The 19,511-nt window shown below is 37.0% G+C and carries 22 protein-coding genes; 14 read left to right on the forward strand and 8 right to left on the reverse strand.

Annotation, left to right across the window (positions count from 1 at the left end; translation table 11 throughout):
• Positions 1–329: 329 nt before the first annotated feature.
• Complete coding sequence (locus AVJ19_RS15525; RefSeq protein WP_111860562.1) at positions 330–1,241, reverse strand: bestrophin family protein; 912 nt, start codon at positions 1,239–1,241, stop codon at positions 330–332.
• A 513-nt stretch (positions 1,242–1,754) separates the two neighbouring features.
• Here AVJ19_RS15525 and AVJ19_RS15530 point away from each other — a divergent pair.
• Positions 1,755–2,366, forward strand: coding sequence for a glutathione S-transferase N-terminal domain-containing protein (locus tag AVJ19_RS15530; RefSeq protein WP_111860563.1), 612 nt, complete (start codon positions 1,755–1,757; stop codon positions 2,364–2,366).
• A gap of 91 nt (positions 2,367–2,457) precedes the next feature.
• Here the strand turns inward: AVJ19_RS15530 and AVJ19_RS15535 are convergent, their stop codons facing one another.
• The 6 genes from AVJ19_RS15535 to AVJ19_RS15560 form a co-directional block, all read right to left on the reverse strand.
• Positions 2,458–2,898 carry a surface-adhesin E family protein gene (locus AVJ19_RS15535; protein WP_087554052.1) on the reverse strand — a complete coding sequence of 147 codons (441 nt, stop codon included), beginning with the start codon at positions 2,896–2,898 and terminating at the stop codon, positions 2,458–2,460.
• A 155-nt stretch (positions 2,899–3,053) separates the two neighbouring features.
• Entirely contained in the window at positions 3,054–3,866 is an 813-nt protein-coding gene (locus tag AVJ19_RS15540) for a thiazole synthase (protein WP_068974489.1), read from the reverse strand.
• A 23-nt stretch (positions 3,867–3,889) separates the two neighbouring features.
• Positions 3,890–4,087 (reverse strand): sulfur carrier protein ThiS, encoded by a 198-nt coding sequence (thiS, locus tag AVJ19_RS15545; protein WP_068974490.1) that lies wholly within the window; start codon positions 4,085–4,087, stop codon positions 3,890–3,892.
• A gap of 45 nt (positions 4,088–4,132) precedes the next feature.
• Entirely contained in the window at positions 4,133–4,498 is a 366-nt protein-coding gene (locus AVJ19_RS15550; RefSeq protein ID WP_111860564.1) for a DUF423 domain-containing protein, read from the reverse strand.
• A 168-nt stretch (positions 4,499–4,666) separates the two neighbouring features.
• Positions 4,667–5,536 (reverse strand): RNA polymerase sigma factor RpoH, encoded by an 870-nt coding sequence (gene rpoH / locus AVJ19_RS15555; RefSeq protein WP_068974492.1) that lies wholly within the window; start codon positions 5,534–5,536, stop codon positions 4,667–4,669.
• A 162-nt stretch (positions 5,537–5,698) separates the two neighbouring features.
• Complete coding sequence (locus AVJ19_RS15560; RefSeq protein WP_111860565.1) at positions 5,699–5,938, reverse strand: sulfurtransferase TusA family protein; 240 nt, start codon at positions 5,936–5,938, stop codon at positions 5,699–5,701.
• Between the two features lie 389 nt (positions 5,939–6,327).
• On the opposite strand from AVJ19_RS15560, the gene AVJ19_RS15565 reads away from it, so the two are divergent.
• On the forward strand, positions 6,328–6,540 hold the full coding sequence (locus tag AVJ19_RS15565) for a cold-shock protein (protein ID WP_004822370.1): 213 nt from the start codon (positions 6,328–6,330) through the stop codon (positions 6,538–6,540).
• A gap of 137 nt (positions 6,541–6,677) precedes the next feature.
• The gene (gene rhlB, locus AVJ19_RS15570) at positions 6,678–7,829 is read left to right on the forward strand and encodes an ATP-dependent RNA helicase RhlB (RefSeq protein WP_111860566.1); all 1,152 of its coding nucleotides are present in this window, start codon (positions 6,678–6,680) and stop codon (positions 7,827–7,829) included.
• Between the two features lie 73 nt (positions 7,830–7,902).
• Here the strand turns inward: rhlB and AVJ19_RS15575 are convergent, their stop codons facing one another.
• Positions 7,903–8,283 (reverse strand): hypothetical protein, encoded by a 381-nt coding sequence (locus AVJ19_RS15575; protein ID WP_111860567.1) that lies wholly within the window; start codon positions 8,281–8,283, stop codon positions 7,903–7,905.
• Between the two features lie 200 nt (positions 8,284–8,483).
• Between AVJ19_RS15575 and AVJ19_RS15580 the strand changes: the two genes are divergently transcribed.
• From AVJ19_RS15580 to AVJ19_RS15630, 11 genes are all read left to right on the forward strand, one after another.
• On the forward strand, positions 8,484–9,068 hold the full coding sequence (locus AVJ19_RS15580; RefSeq protein ID WP_111860568.1) for a nitroreductase: 585 nt from the start codon (positions 8,484–8,486) through the stop codon (positions 9,066–9,068).
• A gap of 54 nt (positions 9,069–9,122) precedes the next feature.
• Entirely contained in the window at positions 9,123–10,196 is a 1,074-nt protein-coding gene (locus AVJ19_RS15585) for an NAD(P)H-dependent glycerol-3-phosphate dehydrogenase (protein WP_111860569.1), read from the forward strand.
• A gap of 71 nt (positions 10,197–10,267) precedes the next feature.
• Positions 10,268–10,723, forward strand: coding sequence for a phosphohistidine phosphatase SixA (gene sixA, locus AVJ19_RS15590; protein ID WP_111860570.1), 456 nt, complete (start codon positions 10,268–10,270; stop codon positions 10,721–10,723).
• Positions 10,724–10,762: 39 nt separating this feature from the next.
• On the forward strand, positions 10,763–11,905 hold the full coding sequence (gene gspL, locus AVJ19_RS15595) for a type II secretion system protein GspL (protein ID WP_111860571.1): 1,143 nt from the start codon (positions 10,763–10,765) through the stop codon (positions 11,903–11,905).
• On the forward strand, positions 11,905–12,384 hold the full coding sequence (gene gspM / locus AVJ19_RS15600; protein ID WP_111860572.1) for a type II secretion system protein GspM: 480 nt from the start codon (positions 11,905–11,907) through the stop codon (positions 12,382–12,384). Before gspL ends, gspM begins: the two co-directional genes overlap by 1 nt.
• A 90-nt stretch (positions 12,385–12,474) precedes the next feature.
• Positions 12,475–13,479 (forward strand): quinone-dependent dihydroorotate dehydrogenase, encoded by a 1,005-nt coding sequence (locus AVJ19_RS15605; RefSeq protein ID WP_111860573.1) that lies wholly within the window; start codon positions 12,475–12,477, stop codon positions 13,477–13,479.
• Between the two features lies 1 nt (position 13,480).
• Positions 13,481–14,071 carry a CvpA family protein gene (locus AVJ19_RS15610; protein WP_111860574.1) on the forward strand — a complete coding sequence of 197 codons (591 nt, stop codon included), beginning with the start codon at positions 13,481–13,483 and terminating at the stop codon, positions 14,069–14,071.
• A 24-nt stretch (positions 14,072–14,095) separates the two neighbouring features.
• On the forward strand, positions 14,096–15,640 hold the full coding sequence (purF, locus tag AVJ19_RS15615) for an amidophosphoribosyltransferase (protein WP_111860575.1): 1,545 nt from the start codon (positions 14,096–14,098) through the stop codon (positions 15,638–15,640).
• A 133-nt stretch (positions 15,641–15,773) separates the two neighbouring features.
• Complete coding sequence (locus AVJ19_RS15620) at positions 15,774–17,663, forward strand: M48 family metalloprotease (protein ID WP_111860576.1); 1,890 nt, start codon at positions 15,774–15,776, stop codon at positions 17,661–17,663.
• Positions 17,664–17,802: 139 nt separating this feature from the next.
• The gene (locus tag AVJ19_RS15625; protein WP_111860579.1) at positions 17,803–18,489 is read left to right on the forward strand and encodes a hypothetical protein; all 687 of its coding nucleotides are present in this window, start codon (positions 17,803–17,805) and stop codon (positions 18,487–18,489) included.
• Positions 18,490–18,536: 47 nt separating this feature from the next.
• A partial coding sequence (locus tag AVJ19_RS15630; RefSeq protein ID WP_111860577.1) for a 2-hydroxyacid dehydrogenase occupies positions 18,537–19,511 on the forward strand: 975 nt, incomplete at its 3' end.

Here is a 19,511-nt window from a genome sequence, read left to right on the forward strand (position 1 = left end):
CTAAATTTTCTAATTTTGGCTCTTATAGGAGCATCCTTGTTTATTAGTCATGGTTGCAAAGGTGAGGGCTGTCTGATTTGGGGTGCTTTAATAGTATTGCCCGCACTTCTTGGAGTATTCTCATTATTGTGTGCGGGATGTTTATTGATTCGTGATAGAAAAAAATTATCAATTTCATTCATGTATAAACTTCTATTAATTTTCTTTTTAATAATCTATATCCTTTTATTTCTTATGATATTTATATTTAAAATTTAATCACTTAAAGTAATCAAATGATTCTGAAAATTTGTAGGAAATATTAATTTTGAATAGCCTAAAGGATGGTTTCAAGTTAAATTACTTTTCACTAATTGAATCGGTTCTAACAGTTCTTCACCGAGTGAGGAAAGCATTTCTCTTTCAATCAGTCGAGTGATTGAATCTAAAGGTAAGTCATTGTCCTGTAAACCAAAAGGTTCTTCAAGTTCAGCACTTAAAGCATCTAATCCTAAAAATAAATAAGCAATCAAACTGACAATCACAGGTGTCCAAATTCCTAGACTTGATTCCAAACTAAAGGGAAGAATCAGGCAGAAACAATATACTGTACGATGCAATAAAACCGAATAAGAATAAGGCAAAGGTGTACTTAAAATACGGTCACAGCCTGCTTGAATTGCACCTAATTCTACAATGTGATGATTCAACCCTTGGTAAATAATATCGGAAATTTCACCTGATTTTAGGGATTGTACCAAGGACTTTTGGATTTCTTCCAAGACAAATTGTGATGCATTGATATGTGAGGAGAGCGCATTGAATTGTTGTTCATTGAAATTTACTTTATCACGATAATATTCAATAGATTGTTGGCTATTTCTAAGTCGATTACGCAGTAAACCTGTAAATAGCATTACACGATACATCATGATTCTGCGTTCATTATCATTCAAGACATGACTATCACGTGAAATATGACGAGAGGTAGCGATTAAAGCGCCCCACAGTTTACGTCCTTCCCACCAACGGTCATAACATGCCGTATTTCTAAAGCTCAGAAATATCGACAAAATAATCCCGAATACAGTGAAACCAATCGCAGGTACAGCAGGAAACGTAAAATAATGCTGTGAGGACAAATACACGATGATCGTTGAGATCAGTACCACTACACTTAAGGCAGGTAATACTTTAGGAAGAATCGTGCCATGCCATGCAAATAGCAGGGCAAAGCTGTTACTTTTATCTCGAATGATCATATTGAAATTTATCTGATTTTCATTGCTATGTTCATGTTCTACAAAAAGTTGGTGAGATGCAAGTATTCTTCGGCTGTGTTGGATGATGTATATTTGAAAAGATCAATTTAAGAACAATAGAAAATATGAAATATTCGTCTTTTTTCACAATCAATCTGATTGTTTTAAGATAAATATCTACTTAGACCGCCTGTTTCGAGTATGAGGCACGAGGCAATGATTGAATGGGTTCTAACAGTACTTCACCAAGTGAAAAAGAATTTCTCTTTTCAATTTTATTGTCTAGTTTTTGCAAGCTTTGTGCGATTTCATCAATTTTAAAGAAACGTATGTTAAAACATCGATTAGTCTAATACGGTAAACTTTGACTTGAAAAAAAATTCATTTTACTGAATATTCAAAGTGTAGCCGAATTTATAAAATTTATGCTTGTTTGCAATTTTCACGTTTCACGACTTGAAATTACGATATAAGCCCTTTAAAACTGAAATAGTCATATAACAAGGATTAGATATGAAGTTGTATTATTCTCCAGGTGCATGTTCTTTAGCTGCCCATATTTTACTCAATGAAATTAATGTTGATTTTGATTTAGTACGTGTTGATTTAAAAACACATACCACCGAAAAAGGTGCAGATTATTACGAGATCAATCCTAAAGGCTATGTACCTGCATTAGAAATTAATCCAGGTTTAATTTTGACTGAAAATGTTGCAATTCTGCCTTTTATTGCACAGCATGATGCAGGGCAAGATTTGATTCCACCATCAGGTCTAGGTCGTGCCAAAGTTTTAGAATGGTTGGGCTATTTAAACTCAGAACTGCATGATGAATATGCTGTATTTTTTGATCCGAAAATTACTGAAGATGAAAAAGTTCGTGGTTATGCAACCATTGACAAAATGTTGAAATATATTGATGATTATCTCGGTGAGTCTGAATTTGATTATTTAGTGAATGATCGTTTTGGTCCTGCGGATGCATACTTATTCGTCATCACAAATTGGTCAAATGTAATTCATCATGATTTAACACCATTTAAAAATATCGTTGCACTGCGTAACTTGGTTGCAGAACGCCAGTCAGTACAAATCGCAATGCGTGATGAAGGTTTGATTCCTTAATTTATAGATTATATTGATCAATAAAAACAGCCTGCTTGGGCTGTTTTTTCTATCTGAGAATCTAAATATTTATGAATAGACTATAAATAAATTATTCATCATTGGCTGTGATGCGACCTTGTTTAATCTCATTGGCAATACATAAAGACTCAATAATGCCTGCTCCAATGGTTTCAGGAATGGCGTATTGCATATTGACTGAATAAGGTTGATAGCTTTCACCAAACACTTTTTCTTTTTTGTACCTTGTTTGTGTGATTAAACCAAATTTTTGCTCATTACAGTCCGTTTGATAAAGTGACATATAATAGTCACCCACGGATAGTCCATCTTGAGTAAGATCATTAAAAATCACTGATTTAATCCACCCTTGTACAAGGGTTTGATTATATTGTTTCTTTTCCTTAACGCTTGACATGTTAAGATATAAATGACTTTCATTACTTGAAGCAATATTCACCCAATCATTTGCAGAAGATAGTGATGGAATGAGTAATGATATACTCAAAATTGCATATTGAATTGAACTCACTAGATCCCCCGATTGTGAATTTTAAATTAATAATTTATTGATATATATTGTATTTTAACAGCGAGATAAGATTTTAAATAGATAGAATGTTTTAAAAAAATAAAAAAGGCTACCGAAGCAGCCTAAATAGTGTCACTACAATGACAAATAAAAAATTACTTAAAGAAATAGCCTGTTTCAGGCGAGCTTGCATTTGCCATACGCTTACGTGGCATACGACCTGCAAGATAAGCTTCACGACCTGCTTCAACTGCTTTTTTCATTGCTGATGCCATTAAAATAGGATTTTGCGCAGCAGCAATCGCCGTGTTCATCAACACGCCATCACAGCCGAGTTCCATTGCAATCGCAGCATCACTTGCAGTACCGACACCTGCATCGACTAAAACAGGAACTTTCGCATTTTCTTTAATGATCGAAATGGTATGCGGATTTAAAATACCTAAGCCAGAACCAATCAAACTCCCCAAAGGCATAATAGCAACACAGCCCATGCTTTCAAGTTCTTGTGCGACAATTGGATCGTCTGATGTATACACCATGACTTCAAAACCATCATCAATCAATGTGCGTGCAGCATCTAAAGTCGCAGTGATATTCGGATAAAGCGTTTTTTCATCACCCAAAACTTCAAGTTTTACAAGGTTATGACCATCTAAAAGTTCACGTGCGAGCATGCACGTACGCACAGCACTATTGGCATCAAAACAGCCTGCTGTATTTGGAAGAATGGTGTATTTTTCAGGTGGGATGACTGAAAGCAAATTTGGTTGATCAGGGTTTTGCCCGATATTGACACGGCGAATCGCTACGGTCACGATTTCAGCACCACTGGCTTGGATTGCTAAATCCGTTTCCTGCATGTCTTTATATTTTCCCGTTCCAACCAACAAACGAGATTGAAAAGTACGTGAACCGATAATAAGAGGAGAGTCTTGGTGATTCAATGAATTGGAAAGGTCTTGCATGGTTTTCCCCATTTTTAGCCGAATTAGCCGCCACCGACAGCATGGATAATTTCAATACGATCTTTGTCAGAAAGTTGCGTTTGCTCGAGTTTACTTTTGGAAATGATCATTTCATTCATTTCTACTGCAAAGCGTTTGCCTTCTAAAGACAATTCCTGAATGAGCTGTAATAGGTTTTGGCAAGAGGTATCTTGAGGCTCACCATTTAAGAAAATTTGCATATATATTCCATTTCAGTGTGCAAATTGTAGATTGAAAATATCAACTTATTTTGCGTATTTAAACGCATTCCAAGCAAGCACGAGCCAACCTGCGATCATCAAAGCACCACCAATTGGCGTGATTGCACCAAGAAAACGAGGTAAACCAAGTGCCATGATATAAAGCGAACCACAGAAAAAGAAAATTCCAATCTGAATCAAAATAAAGCTAAGTTTAATTGGTAATTGAGGAACAACTTTACTGAGTATCCCAAGTGCCAATAGACCAAGTGCATGATAGAAGAAATAATCAGTTGCAGTTTGCCACCAAGCCAATTGTTCAGGTGATGCTAATTTTTTTAAGCCATGCGCACCAAAAGCACCTAAGGCTACTGCAAAGGCTAAGTTCAATGCTGAAATTGCAATCCACATCAGTCAGTCATCTACATAAATTTGCGCATAACCATAACATAATTTTTTTCAATCAATAAGGCTAAATCTACAAGAATAAAACTTTCATACTCGTGTATTATAAATTTTTGAACAAAATAAAAGGGCATAAGCCCCTTTATTAAAAAATGAATCAAAATGTATGTCAGATTAATTTGATGACATTGCCACTTTGATTTTATCCATGGCGTTTTTCTCTAACTGACGAATACGTTCAGCAGAAACATTATATTCAGCAGCCAGTTCATGCAAAGTTGATTTATCATCATCTAACCAACGACGCTGTAGAATATTACGAGAACGATCATCTAGTTGTTCCATTGCGCTATGCAGGGCATTGGTACTTTGTTCTTCGTAATCTTCTTCTTCGATCAAACGTGCAGGGTCGTAGCGGTTATCTTCAAGGTATAACGCAGGAGCAACATGGGTTGAACCTTCATCATCGTCATCACCTTGCGCTTCAAAAGCAGCATCATAAGCGGTTAAACGACCTTCCATTTCCAATACTTGTTCAGGTGTTACATTCAAGTCATTGGCAATGGATTTTGCTTCTTCTAAAGTGAGTTTTTTGCTCGACTTTTTTAAACTACGTAAATTAAAGAACAGTTTACGTTGTGCTTTGGTCGTGGCAATTTTAACAATACGCCAGTTGCGAATCACATATTCATGAATCTCAGCTTTGATCCAATGTACGGCAAAAGACACTAAACGCACGCCCATATTGGGGTCAAAACGTTTAACAGCTTTCATTAATCCGAGATTGCCTTCTTGGATTAAGTCACCTTGCGGTAAGCCATAACCTGCATAACTGCGGGCAATATGCACCACAAAACGTAAGTGAGACATCACCAACATTTTTGCAGCATCTAAATCTTGATCATAAAAATAACGATCAGCCAACTCTTTTTCTTGCTCGGCTGTCAAAATCGGAATTTGGTTAACAGTGCTGATATAAGCACCCAGATTTACACCTGGCGCAGATAAGGACAGGGGCATCAATTGATTGCTGCTGTCACTCATGAGTTCTCCTTATAGGATAATAGTGGTAATACCATGGCTCTCATCTTAATTGTATTTGCATTCATAATTAAGGAAAATTGGGTTTAGAAATGTAAACTTTTATTCAATTATACAAGTATTAACGCAAAATATTGAATCTTTATACATTAAAAAGTAGCAGACTTAAATTTTAATTAAGAAATGGAACTCATTTTGTGAAATTTGTTGTGATTGGCAATCAAGCTGATGTAGCTGACAATAACGTAAAATATCAATTTCACTGTGCGGGTCAGATGCTTTTAACAAAATATTTTGCATTGCCTGCATTTTTTTTAACTGTTTTTTCAACAATAAAAGTGGCATAGGGCAAGCTTTGCCTATTGCATCTACGATCACTATGGATGAATCAAAAATTTCAGACATTTTTTAAACAATAACATTTATCTATAGATAGTCTAATAGTCTAGCAAATAAACCCATTTTACCCAAAATATAAATTGGTTTTGCCGCCTAAAGAAGCATTTATAAAAGGAAGTTGAATGAAGTCATTAAAATATGAAAATAATTATCTCATAATAATCTAAAAAAATTCTATTAATTGTGATTCACCCATGTTAAGCTCGTTGCGTAATTCAGAGAGGGGTAGTGAAAACTACGAAGTCTCTTAATTACAAGTGGATGTAACCGGGATTTTGTTAATAGTCTTACAGAATGATTACAAGCTTTGAAATTACAAGAAATTTTAAACTTTGTTTGCTCTGCTGTTTGCAACACCGGGTGGTCCTTTTTTCTAAATAACTGAGGATTAACTTATGACAGCTCGTGAACAAGGCGTTGTTAAATGGTTCAATGATACTAAAGGTTTTGGCTTTATCCAACGCGCTGGTGGTGATGACGTATTCGTTCATTTCCGTGCGATTCAAGGCGACGGTCACCGTTCACTTCGTGACGGTCAACGTGTTGAATTCAGCGTTGTTCAAGGTCAAAAAGGTTTTCAAGCTGAAGAAGTTCAGCCTTTAGACTAATTCTTAAGTTTGTAAAAACTTAAGTGACGCTCCAATTTTAATGAATTGGGGCGTTTTTGTTTATGATGATCTATATTTATCATCATCTATGTTTATAATAGTCAGAATTCAGTCGTTAATAGTTAGAGCACGTATATATGTCATCAGGTTTCGAAACCCTAAATTTACATCCGCAACTGAAGCAAGCGATTGATGCTCTAGGGTTTAAAGAAATGACCCCGATTCAACAAAAAGTATTGAAATACACGTTGGCAGGGCATGATGCAATTGGGCGTGCACAAACAGGTACAGGTAAAACTGCCGCATTTTTAGTCAGTATTATTAATGATTTACTGAATAATCCTATTAAAGAAAAGCGTTTTCGTGGCGAACCACGTGCTTTAATTCTTGCGCCAACACGTGAATTGGCGATTCAAATCGAAAATGATGCACGTGAATTGGTTAAGTTTTCAAATTTGAATGTATTGACTTTGGTTGGTGGTGTTGATTTTGATAAGCAACGCAAACAATTGGATCAAGGTTTTGTTGATATTTTGGTGGCAACACCTGGGCGTTTGATTGATTTTACTGAGCAAAAAGAAGTTTGGTTGGATCAAATTGAGTTTTTGGTCATTGATGAAGCTGACCGTTTGTTGGATATGGGTTTTATTCCGTCGGTGAAACGTATTGTGCGTTTTTCACCACGTAAAGAACAGCGTCAAACCTTATTGTTTTCTGCAACATTTAGTTATGATGTGTTGAATTTGGCGCAGCAATGGTTATATGAACCTGTTACAGTTGAAATTGAGCCTGAAAAGAAAACCAATGCTGATGTAGAGCAGCGTGTTTATGTGGTTGAAAATCGTGATAAGTATAAATTATTACGTGAAATTTTAAGTGATGAACCAATTGAAAAGGTCATGATCTTTGCCAATCGTCGTGATCAAGTGCGTAAATTGTATGATCATTTAAAACGTGATCATTATAAAGTGGTGATGTTGTCAGGTGAGATTGCACAAGATAAGCGTTTGAAAATGTTGGATCAATTTAAAAATGGTCAACACAATATTATGATCGCAACCGATGTTGCAGGGCGTGGGATCCATGTCGATGGTGTGTCACATGTGATTAATTTCACTTTGCCAGAACAGTCTGATGATTATGTGCATCGTATTGGGCGTACAGGTCGTGCGGGTACACGAGGTGTAAGTATTAGTTTCTTGTCTGAAGATGATGCTTTTTATTTACCTGAAATTGAAAAAGCAATCGGGCAAAAATTACCATTAACCCGTTTGGAAGGTTATTGTTAATTTGTGATTTTAAATTTGATTGATGAAATGTATCACCAAACCGCTCAAATTTGAGCGGTTTTTTATTTGAAAATTAACGGCTAGATTGGCAGGTGAAAGTCAATGTAGTTTGGTAATCAGTGTCTTTTTCAATGCCGCCTTTACCAATCACTGAGCCTAAAACGCCAGCGGCAGCAGTGATCATTTTTCCTGTTTGTTCATCAAATACGCCTTTTAATGCACCATTAAATTCTACTTTTTCATCGACTACAATCGGTGCAGATTTTTTACCACATGCATTGTTTGCTGCGGTAATTGCATTGTTTTTAGAAATGATTTGGCTTTTGCCTAAACCTGTCACTTCGTATTGATTATTAGGCTTTTGAATGGCTTGGATTTGTGTTGGATTTGAGCTACAGGCAGTAAATAAGACAGCACTGGAAAGCATAGATGCGATCACAAGAGATTTTTTCATAAGTTCGCTCTAAATTAAAGATAATGATATTGCAGCATAGGAATGCTCAGAAAAATGCCAAAATGTGTATTAAAAATGATGCTTTATATGGTAATCCTGTGAAATGCTATGAATTGTCTTGAGTAAATTTCCTAAATAGCATGATTTTTTGAAAGTTTATGCTAATCTTGCTAGATAGCGGTCTTTATAGAACATGGATAATGACGGATTCAAATCTTCAAATTGTGCTTCAGAATATTCATCAACGTCAGTCGATTGGGCATTTGGTTGAGCCTGCTCCAAATGCAGCGCAATTAGAACTCGCTTTTCAAGCTGCCTTGACTGCACCTGATCATCATCGTTTGAAACCAACTCGTTTTATTGTGGTGTCTGGTGAGCAACGTGAGGCTTTTGGTGAATTACTTGCACAGGCGATTCAGGATTTGGGTGAAATTGATTCTGCTCAAGTTGAGCGAGTGAAGCATCATCCATTTCGTGCGCCATTGTTGATTTTGGCTGTGACTCAAATTGTAGAGCATCAAAAAGTGCCTGAGTTTGAACAAATTTTAAGTACAGGTGCTGCGATTCAAAATTTATTATTGTCTTTGCAAGCACAAGGTTTTGCAAGTATGTGGCGTAGTGGTGCAGTGGTTGAATCTACATTGCTCAAAGAAAAGTTAGGTTTAAAAAGAAGTGATTTAATTTCTGGCATTATTTATGTTGGAACTGCGGCAAAAGCTATTGCACCACGTGCTGAACAAAGTACGCAAGACTATGTTCGTACTTGGTCGGTAGATGAATATTAAAATTAAAGATTGAACCTGTGTTAATCTCAGTGCTAAGAAATTAGGATAACAATAATGTCAGAGTTAAAATTTTCAGATCTGGTTGAACCTGTGGTTTTGAACCAAAAAACTGCCTTGCGTGTGACGGTTTTAGGTGGTGGAAGTTTTGGAACAGCAATGGCAAATACGGCGACCCGTAATGGTTGTGACACCATCATTTGGATTCGTGATGAAAATATTGCCGCAGAAATGAATGCAACCCATATCAATAAGCGTTATTTGCCCGATTATCCTTTAGAAGCGGGTTTGAAAGCAGAGTCAGACTTAGAAAAAGCTGTTCGAGATCGTGATATTATTTTGGTTGCAATACCAAGTCATTCATTCCGTGATGTTTTAAAAAAAATTAAACCGTTTATTAGCGCACAAGCGGTGGTGTCTTTAACGAAAGGTGTAGAGGCAAAAACCTTTAGTTTTATGAGTGATATCATTCGTGATGAATTGCCTGAAGTACCTTATGGTGTGTTATCAGGTCCAAACTTAGCCAAAGAAATTATGGCAGGACAGCCTGCGGGCACGGTGATAGCTAGTGATTCTGAGCTCGTTCGCTACGCAGTACAACAAGCATTGCACAGTGCTTTGTTTCGTGTATTTGGCAGTGATGATGTACACGGCGTTGAACTTGGTGGTGCATTGAAAAATATTTATGCTGTAGCAATGGGGATGGCAGCAGCTTATAACGTGGGCGAAAATACCAAAAGTATGATCCTAACCCGTGCTTTGGCTGAAATGAGCCGTTTTGCAGTGAAGCTTGGTGCAAATCCTTTAACTTTCTTAGGTTTATCGGGTGTGGGGGATTTATTTGCAACCTGTAATAGTCCGCTCAGTCGTAACTATCAAGTCGGTTTTGCTTTGGGTTCGGGGAAAACCTTAGAACAAGCCACCAAAGAACTTGGGCAAACTGCGGAAGGGATTAATACCATTATGCAGGTAAATGCACGTGCTAAAGAACTAGATGTATATATGCCGATTACGACAGCATTATATGAAGTGATTTTTGACGGTGCGCCACCGTTAAATATCGCTGTTTCATTAATGAAAAATGGGCACCGTAGTGATGTTGAATTTGTATTGCCGCATCATGCGGTTTAAAAAGTGTCATACTGAGATCGTGTTGTCATAAAAAATCGGTATAATTCACCACAAAGTAATAAGGAAATTTTATGCAACTGACTTTAGTTCGTCATGGTGAAGCAGCGCCACCTATCAATGGGAATGATCATAAACGCCCACTCACTGAGCGTGGTCATGCACAAGCAGAACAAACAGCCGATTTTTTAAAAGACATTGTTCATCCTGATATTTTTGTGGTCAGTCCATTGTTACGTGCGCAGGAAACATTGGCACATATCCAAAAACATTTTCATGATGTGAATGTATTGATTTGTGATAACATTAAACCTGATGATGATGCAAAGCAAGCGATTGATTGGTTAGCTCAACTACCCTTTGAAAATATTGTGGTGGTATGCCATATGAATGTTGTTGCGCATATTGCAGAACAATTAACGGAAGAAAATTTTCACCCGTATGCGTTGGCAGAAGCTCGAATTTACGAGCAAAGCGTGATTGCACAAGGGTTATCTACACAACAAAAAGCCTTTATTCCAACTGTATAAAAGCCTTTTAAAACAAATGACACGGGCAGAACACAAGCAATGTTGTATTTATGGATGCCAGAAGCCGATGGGGTTTGGCAATGGTCTCGTGGTGAAGAATGGAAAAGTGCAGTAACGCTTGAGCAATTGATTCAGGTGTTAAAAGAACATCAAGCTGAAGAAGCGGTGGTTTATTTTCCAAGTCGTGAAGTGCAAATTCTTCAACAAGATTTAAGCAAAGATCAATATAAGAAATTAGGTCAGGAAGGCTTAAAGTATTTACTTGAAGAATATGTGATTGTTCCGATTGATCAAATGAAAGTGTTTTCACATTTTCAAGCACCAAATCAAGTCACGGTTTTAGGAATTAATCAGCATGCTGTAACTACAATGCAGCATTCATTGTCATTATTGCCAGTAAAAATCATTTCATTATTGCCTGATTTCTTGATTTTGCCTGTGCCAACTGAAAATCAAAGTGTGCTTGCACATTTAAATGGTCGTTTGTTGGTGCGTGAGAATGAGTGGTCGGGTAATTCGATTGATGATTTAGGTTTGTATTTGGAGTTTTCATCCAAAGAGCGTAACTATAAACATACTCAACTTACAGCAGAGCAGTTAGAGAGCTTATTTGCAATCACGACTTCAGACCATTTAGAAGTATTTAATTATCAATTTGTTGCAGCTAAAAAAGCTAAGAATCATCCATTTAATGTCTTACCGAAAGCTAAAGAATCAAGTGGTGCTGTTTCAGGTTATTGGAAAGCCTGTGCAATATTGTGTGTTGCTTTGATTTGTGTGCAATTAAGTTATGATGCTCTGCGTTGGGTGAAATTGAAAAAAGTAGCAGATCAAACAGCAATTATCGCCGTGGATCAGTATAAATCTTGGTTTGGTGCAAACAGTCGAGTTACGGAACAGAATCTTAAAAGTCAGTTTGAAAGTAATTTGCGTTTAAGTCAAAGTGCTAATACACAAGCTTTACAATTACTTAGTCGTGTAGGTCCAATTTTGATGCAGCATCAAATTGTGGCAAATAAAGTTAATTATGATACTGCGATTTTAAATATGGATTTGGTTGCCAATAGCTCGGATAAATTACAAGCTTTGGTGCAACAATTGAATCAGCAAGGCTTTAAAGCGGAACTTGGAACAATACAGACACAAGGTGCTTCAGTCGTCGGATTGGTGAAAATACAATAATGAAAGCATTTGCAAATATCCAAAATAAGTTTGATGCTTGGGCAGATCAAATTTCAGATCAGCTTGATAAAATGTCTGTACGTGAACGGGTGATGGTGATTTTTACCACGATATTTGTGACTGTGGTGATCATTGGTGCGGCATTATGGTACACACATCGGGCAGCAGAAAATCAGCAAAAGCGTTTGAATGAATTGAAAGATCTCGTGGTGTGGATGCAAAGCAATGTGGTCACGATGAAACCCGCAGATGATTTGTCACTGACCGTACCTGATAAAATCCAACGTGTAGCGCAACAACAGGGTTTGTCCATTGCTAGTCAGCAAGTGGGTGAACAGTTTCAAATCGTTGGGCAGCATGAGAATTATGCGATCTTAGCAAATTTTTTAACCCAAATGGCGCAAATGGGTGTCAGCATTGAAAAAATGGAATTAACAAAAGCAGATGGGCAGATTAAATTAACAGCGACAGTGCGTTAAGCAGTGAAAATAAAGCAGTGAGAAGCATAGCCTTTTTCCTATACTGTGCCTATAATACGGCAACTTAAAAAGCAGTAGACTTTTCTAGCTATGATGTATTCACTTGCTCGCCCATTGTTGTTTTCTTTAGCACCGGAGCGTGCACATGAACTGACATTATCGTTGTTAAAAACAGCGCATAAAGTCGGTGCAATGCGTCAGAAAATTGCGCCTAAACCTGTCACTTGTATGGGTATTGAATTTCCAAATCCTGTCGGTTTAGCTGCGGGTTTAGATAAAAATGGCGCATATATTGATGCTTTAGCGGCATTAGGTTTTGGTTTTATCGAAATCGGTACAATCACTCCAAAACCACAAGCAGGTAATCCTCAACCACGTTTATTCCGTATTCCTCAAGCCAAAGCCATTATTAACCGTATGGGTTTTAATAATGATGGGGTAGATCAGCTTGTTGAAAATGTTAAAGCTGCCAAATTTAAAGGTGTTTTAGGCATTAATATTGGCAAAAATGCAACCACACCTGTTGAGGATGCTACATCTGATTATGTGATTTGCTTAGAAAAAGTCTATGCTTATGCATCGTATATTACAGTCAATATTTCTTCGCCAAATACTAAAAATTTACGCTCTTTACAAAGTGGTCATGCTTTGACAGAGTTGTTAGAAACATTGAAAAATCGTCAGCTTGAACTTGCTGAAGAACATCAGCATTATGTACCTTTAGTGTTAAAAGTTGCACCTGATTTGGAAGTGACAGATATTCAGTTTATCGCATCGCAGCTGTTAGAATTTAAAATAGATGGTTTGATTGTCACGAATACGACCTTATCGCGTGATGGTGTTGAAGGTTTGCCATTTGGTGATGAGGCGGGTGGTTTGTCTGGTGCACCTGTATTTGAAAAAAGTACAGCATGCTTGGCAGCATTTTCCAAAATTTTAAAAGATCAAATTCCATTGATTGGTGTGGGTGGTATTTTATCAGGTGAACAAGCTGTTGCTAAACAACAAGCGGGTGCAAGTTTAGTACAAATATATAGTGGTATGATTTATACGGGTCCGGTTTTAATTAAAGATTGCGTTGATGCTATGACCTAAAATGAACACAGTAGACATCGTTGTACTTATACTCTTGCTTATTGGAGGGCTAAACGGTTTGCGAAAAGGACTCGTGAATGCCCTTGCGAACTTAGTGGGTTGGATTTTTGCACTGATTGTTGCAGCAAAATATTCAGCTATTTTCGCACCCTCTATGAAAGTACTCAGTCTAGATCCTGTGGTGCAAAAAATTGCTGCATTTGCATTTATTGTCTTAATTATTGTGGTCTTAACATGGATTGTGACCGCATTATTGAATAAAATTTTAAAGACTTTTAAGCTTGGTCCACTCAACCGTCTAGCGGGTGGGACATTGGGTACCTTGAAAGGTTTGTTCATCGTCCTCATAACTATGCAAGGTTTAGGTCCTTGGGTGGAAAGCTCTCCTGTATGGAAACAATCCAAAGTTATTCAAACACTTTTGCCTTATGCGCCTTTAGCAACAGCTTTGTCTAAAGATGCAGCAAATGAAGCACTTAATCATATTCATTCTGAAGATCATCCAAAAGATGCTTCAAAAACTGAGTCTTCGAGTCAGTCTTCCTCGCCAGAAGATCGCTCGGCGCACTCAACTAAGAACCCATTTTATTAATCCTAGCTGGTCTGCGAGGTAGCTATGTGTGGAGTCGTTGGTATAGCCGGTAAATCACCTGTTAACCAAATGTTATTTGATGCGTTAACGATGTTACAACATCGAGGACAGGATGCAGCTGGGATTGTAACTTGTCATAACGGTCGATTATTTCTCAGAAAAGACAATGGTATGGTGCGTGATGTATTCCATACCCGTCATATGCGTGCTTTATTAGGTAACTATGGTATTGGTCATGTACGTTATCCAACGGCTGGCTCATCAAGTAGTGCTGAGGCACAACCATTTTATGTGAACTCGCCGTATGGTATTACGCTTGCACACAATGGTAACTTAACCAATGCAACTGATATTCATGATGATTTATTCAAAACTGACTTGCGTCATATGAATACTGATTCAGATTCTGAAGTTTTGCTCAACGTATTTGCACATGAGTTGCAAAAATGTGGCACTTTAGAACCTAAAGCGCAAGATATTTTCCATACTGTAAAACGTGTGCATGAGCGCTGCAAAGGTGCTTATGGTGTTGTGGCAATGATTACAGGGCATGGTATTGTTGGTTTTCGTGATCCGAATGGTATTCGCCCATTAATTTACGGTTCACGTGAGCTTGAGACAGGTGAAAAAGAATATATCATTGCATCTGAATCTGTTGCGATCACAGCGCTTGGCTTTAAAGTAGAACGTGATATTGCACCGGGTGAGGCAGTATTTATTAATTCAGAAGGTGAGTTATTTACCCAGCAATGTGCTGAAAACCCTCGTTATCGTCCATGTATTTTTGAATATGTTTATTTTGCACGACCAGATGCGACTATTGATGGCATCTCTGTGTATAAAGCACGTTTGAAAATGGGTGAGACTTTAGCGAAGAAGATTCTGAATGATTGGGGTGATACACATGATATTGATGTGGTGATTCCGATTCCAGATACTAGTCGTACTTCTGCTTTAGAGTTGGCAAATGCTTTAGGTGTGAAATTCCGTGAAGGGTTCATGAAGAACCGTTATATCGGTCGTACTTTTATCATGCCAGGTCAGCAACAACGTAAAAAATCAGTACGCCAAAAACTGAATCCTGTAGAGCTTGAGTTTAAAGGTAAAAATGTACTACTTGTCGATGACTCGATTGTTCGTGGTACAACGTGTAATGAAATCATTCAAATGGCTCGTGATGCAGGTGCGAAGAAAGTGTATTTCGCTTCTGCTGCACCAATGGTGAAATATCCAAACGTGTATGGTATTGATATGCCAGTGAAATCAGAGTTGATTGCATCAAATCGTACTGTTGAAGATATTCAAGAAATTATTGGTGCTGATCGCCTCATTTTCCAAGATTTGGAAGATTTAAAAACTGCAGTAAAAACCAGTAAAGTGCCTGAAGTCCAAGAGTTTGATTGCTCAGTTTTTGATGGAATCTATGTGACAGGTGATATTGATACTGCATATCTAGATGATTTAGCGATGAGTCGTAGCGACTTGGCGAAAAAGCAAAAAGATGGCTATATTGATGTCAACATTGATGCAGCATCGGTTGATCTGAGTGGTATTAAGGAAAGCTCTTAATTCTTAAATATAGAATTAAACTGTGAAAAAAGCGGGGCATTCCCGCTTTTTTACGCTATGATATTTTTCATGAATCATCCTGTGAAGTGATTTTTCATTTCTATATCCTAACAATGTAATGAGGATGTTTACATTGAAAGATGTCAGTCATTATTTAATAAAAAACAAGAATATACTTTGGTCTGCAAGTATTTGTTCTGTTGCTGTACTTATTACCATTTTTATTTTAAATACTGTTTTAGGTTTACTGGTTCATTATGTAAAACCGTTAGAATCTATTTTTTGGCATGTATTGAGTCCATTTTGTGTAGGGCTTTTATTGGTCGTTATTTTAGGTTCAATCATTTATGAATTTTATATTTTTCGTGCGGGTGGGCATTCTTTGGCAAAGCAGCTGAAAGCACGCCGTTTAAGTTTGATTGAAAGTACGCCTGAAGAAAATATTGCATTAAAAATCACAGAAAAATTAGCACAAAATTTTGATATTGATATTCCAACGGTCTATGTTTTACCTGATGAAATCGGAGTGAATGCCTTAACAGCAGGATTTCATCCACGAGATACTGTGATTATCCTGACTTGGGGGGCGTTACAAAACCTTGATGAATTGGAACTTTATGGTTTGTTGGGACATGAGTTTAACCAGATTTTATCAGGTGAAGCCAAAGAAAATACACGTCTGAAAATTTTGTATAGTGGTCTGACATCATTTAGTCAGATTGGCAGCAAAATTGCGAAGCAAGGTTTTGATGTGTATGAAAAAGGTCGCCGTCATAAGTTTGAGACCAGCTTTGTGGCAATTGGTGGGGTGATTTGGCTGATTGGTAGTATGGGGATTTTGATTTCACGTTTGATCAAATATTTCACTTTGGGTGGGCGCACATTTTATAACGATTATAAAGCGAAGCGCTTAATGTTAAATAATGCCAATATACAAACGTTGTTGCGAATCTATGTGCATCATGCAGGTTCACAGATTCACAGTGAATATTCGGAATCAATTGCACACATGTGTTTTGCCAACTCGTTAAGTCCACAAAGTTGGTTGAATATTCATCCAAGTATTGAGGATCGTATTTATGAATTGAATCCAACATTATTGCAAGATTTACAGATTGAAAATTTGAAAAAATTACGTAGTCAGCCTTTGTTTGTTTTGATGCGTCCTTTAGAAGAGCTTAATACAGAAAGCTATACACCATGGATTTCACCACAGCCTTTGCCTTTGATGCGTTTGTCTCCAATTAGTTTTGCGTTAAATGATGCGATTAAGCCGTTAAATTCAGAAGTTCGGCGACAAATGCAGCGCCCAGATTTACTGCAACGTGCGATGCAAACTTCTACAGGCTCACGAGAAGTTATGGTTGCGATTTTAATGATTCGACAATATCGAGAATTTATACCCTCTAATGCTGAAGTCAGTCGTGCAATTGTTGATGCTTTATTACATTTAGATGGACGGGTACATATTCAAATTTTTCATGATGCATGTGCGAATTTGGGTAATATGCCAGCAACCAGTGCACGTCAATTTGTCACCAAGCTTGCCAAAATTATTCAAGAAGATGGTGAAATAGGTTTGCTCGATGCTTTGTTGATTGAACGTGTTAAAGCAGAATTGCATTTATTGCCAATTCACACACCATCATCTTTAGAAACAGTGAAACCACAAATTGTTCGTTTGATCGATGCTTTACTTCATGTACAGCAGATCAATAGTGAGAATCAACTTGAGGTACGTTATCACATTTTACAGCGTGTTTTGAGTAAAGAAGAACTGGAATTATTTCGTGAAATTTCAGATGAACCCATTGATTTGAGTGAGATTTTAAATGATATTGCAGGATTATTATTGCGAGATCGTTTGAGTATCTTGGGTGTTGCTGAAGTATGTTTGTGGAATGACCGTATTATTACTCAAGATGAACTTGATGTTTTGGAGTTGTTATATTGGCGTTTAGGCTTTGAAACAGAAGAAATTGTGGATCAAATGCAAAAGAAAAATAGTGTGATGATTATCTAAGTTCTTATTTTTAATCAAATGTATAAAAGTATAGGTGATAAAAATATATTGCTGTTTAAATGCGCAGGTAAATATAAATCACAGCAAAAATGTGCAAAGCTCGTTAGAATATGCGTTGAATAGAAAATTGAATAATGTGATGAATGTGAACGTGCAGGAACATCAGCGAAGTATTTTGGCTGCGATGGGGATCGAAGTTTGGATTCCTAAGGCGGATGTGCCTGTACGTCATGTACAAAATCAGTTGTATCGTGATGTTACTGTAGAAGAAGTTATTTCAAATGTACAATTTAAAGTTGATCTCGTCACTTCTGAAACAACCAAACTACAGATAAATTCTGCTTTAGAAGCCAAGAAATTATCAGCTCAAAAACATTCTATTCAAAGTCAAAAAACTTTATCTACAGATCAAGTTGAAGTATCCACTGAGGCAGTGCAGGAAAATATTGTACATGAGGTTGTGGATGTTCAAAAAATTGCGGCATTCGAGTTACAAGCTTTCTGTTTGAAAAGTTGTGTGATAATCGTTGATACAACACAGATCAATGCAGAACAACAAAAGCTTTGGTCAAATATTCAAAATGTTTTACTTGGTGAGTATTTTGAGTTGAAGTGGCCATTTCCTGTGATGCAATTTCAAGATGGACGTGGTGCTTCAATATATATTCAGGGTTTTTTAGATGCAGTTAAACAAGATAAAGTGCTGCTGAGTTTAGGTAAAGTTTCACATTTATCAAATGTTGAAATGATTCAACTGGCAAGTTTGCAAGAGATGTTAGAACAACCAAAATTAAAACGCCGTTTGTGGCAATTCATGCAAAAATGATAGTAAGTTGAAAATTCATTGTAAAAATATTGCGATAGGGATAGATCATGCAAAAGAAAGTTATTGTATTTAGTCAAATTGATGCAGAGGTTTTGCAAAAACTACAAGCACAATATCAAGTTGTTGTGATTAATCCAAAAATAGGCGATGTCAATGAGCAGATACAGCGAGAAGTGGTAGATGCGGATGGCATGATTGGTGCAGGGCGTTTATTGAATGAGAAGAATTTAGCTACGGTGCAGAAGTTAAAAATTATTTCATCTGTGAGTGTCGGATATGATAATTATGATGTTGCTTATTTAAATCAAAAAAATATTTGGCTTGCGAACACGCCACATGTACTTACTGAAACCACCGCAGATTTGGCTTTTACTTTGTTAATGAGTGCAGCACGAAAAGTCCCAAGTTTAGATCAATGGACAAAGCAAGGTGAATGGAAACGTACTGTGGGTACAGCTGAATTTGGACAGGATATTTTTGGTAAAACTTTAGGCATTATTGGTCTAGGGCATATTGGTGAAGCCATTGCACGTCGTGGTTTTCATGGTTTTAATATGAATATTTTGTACCACAATCGCCGTGAAAAATTAGAGTTAGCACAACCGCTGAATGCACAATATCGTAGCTTGAAAGATCTATTACAACAATCTGATTTTGTGATAGTTGCAGTGGATTTAAATGCCGCATCTAAGGCTTTGATTAATGCTGAAGCATTTAATTTAATGCAAAAACATGCAGTTTTTGTCAATATTTCTCGTGGTTCAGTGGTGGATGAGCAGGCTTTGATTGAGGCATTGCAGCAACGTAAAATTTTTGCAGCAGGTTTGGATGTTTATCAAAGAGAACCATTGCAAGATTCAGCATTATTTAGTTTGGATAATGTTGTAACTTTGCCGCATGTTGGTTCAGCAACGGCAGAAACACGACAAAAAATGTCAAATTTAGCTTATCAAAATCTTGTTGATGCGCTAGAAGATCGTGTGCCACGTTATTTAGTGAATGAAAAATTTTCGGTGGTGTAT

This window comes from Acinetobacter sp. CFCC 10889, assembly GCF_003268395.1.
In the GTDB taxonomy this organism is placed as follows: Bacteria; Pseudomonadota; Gammaproteobacteria; order Pseudomonadales; family Moraxellaceae; genus Acinetobacter.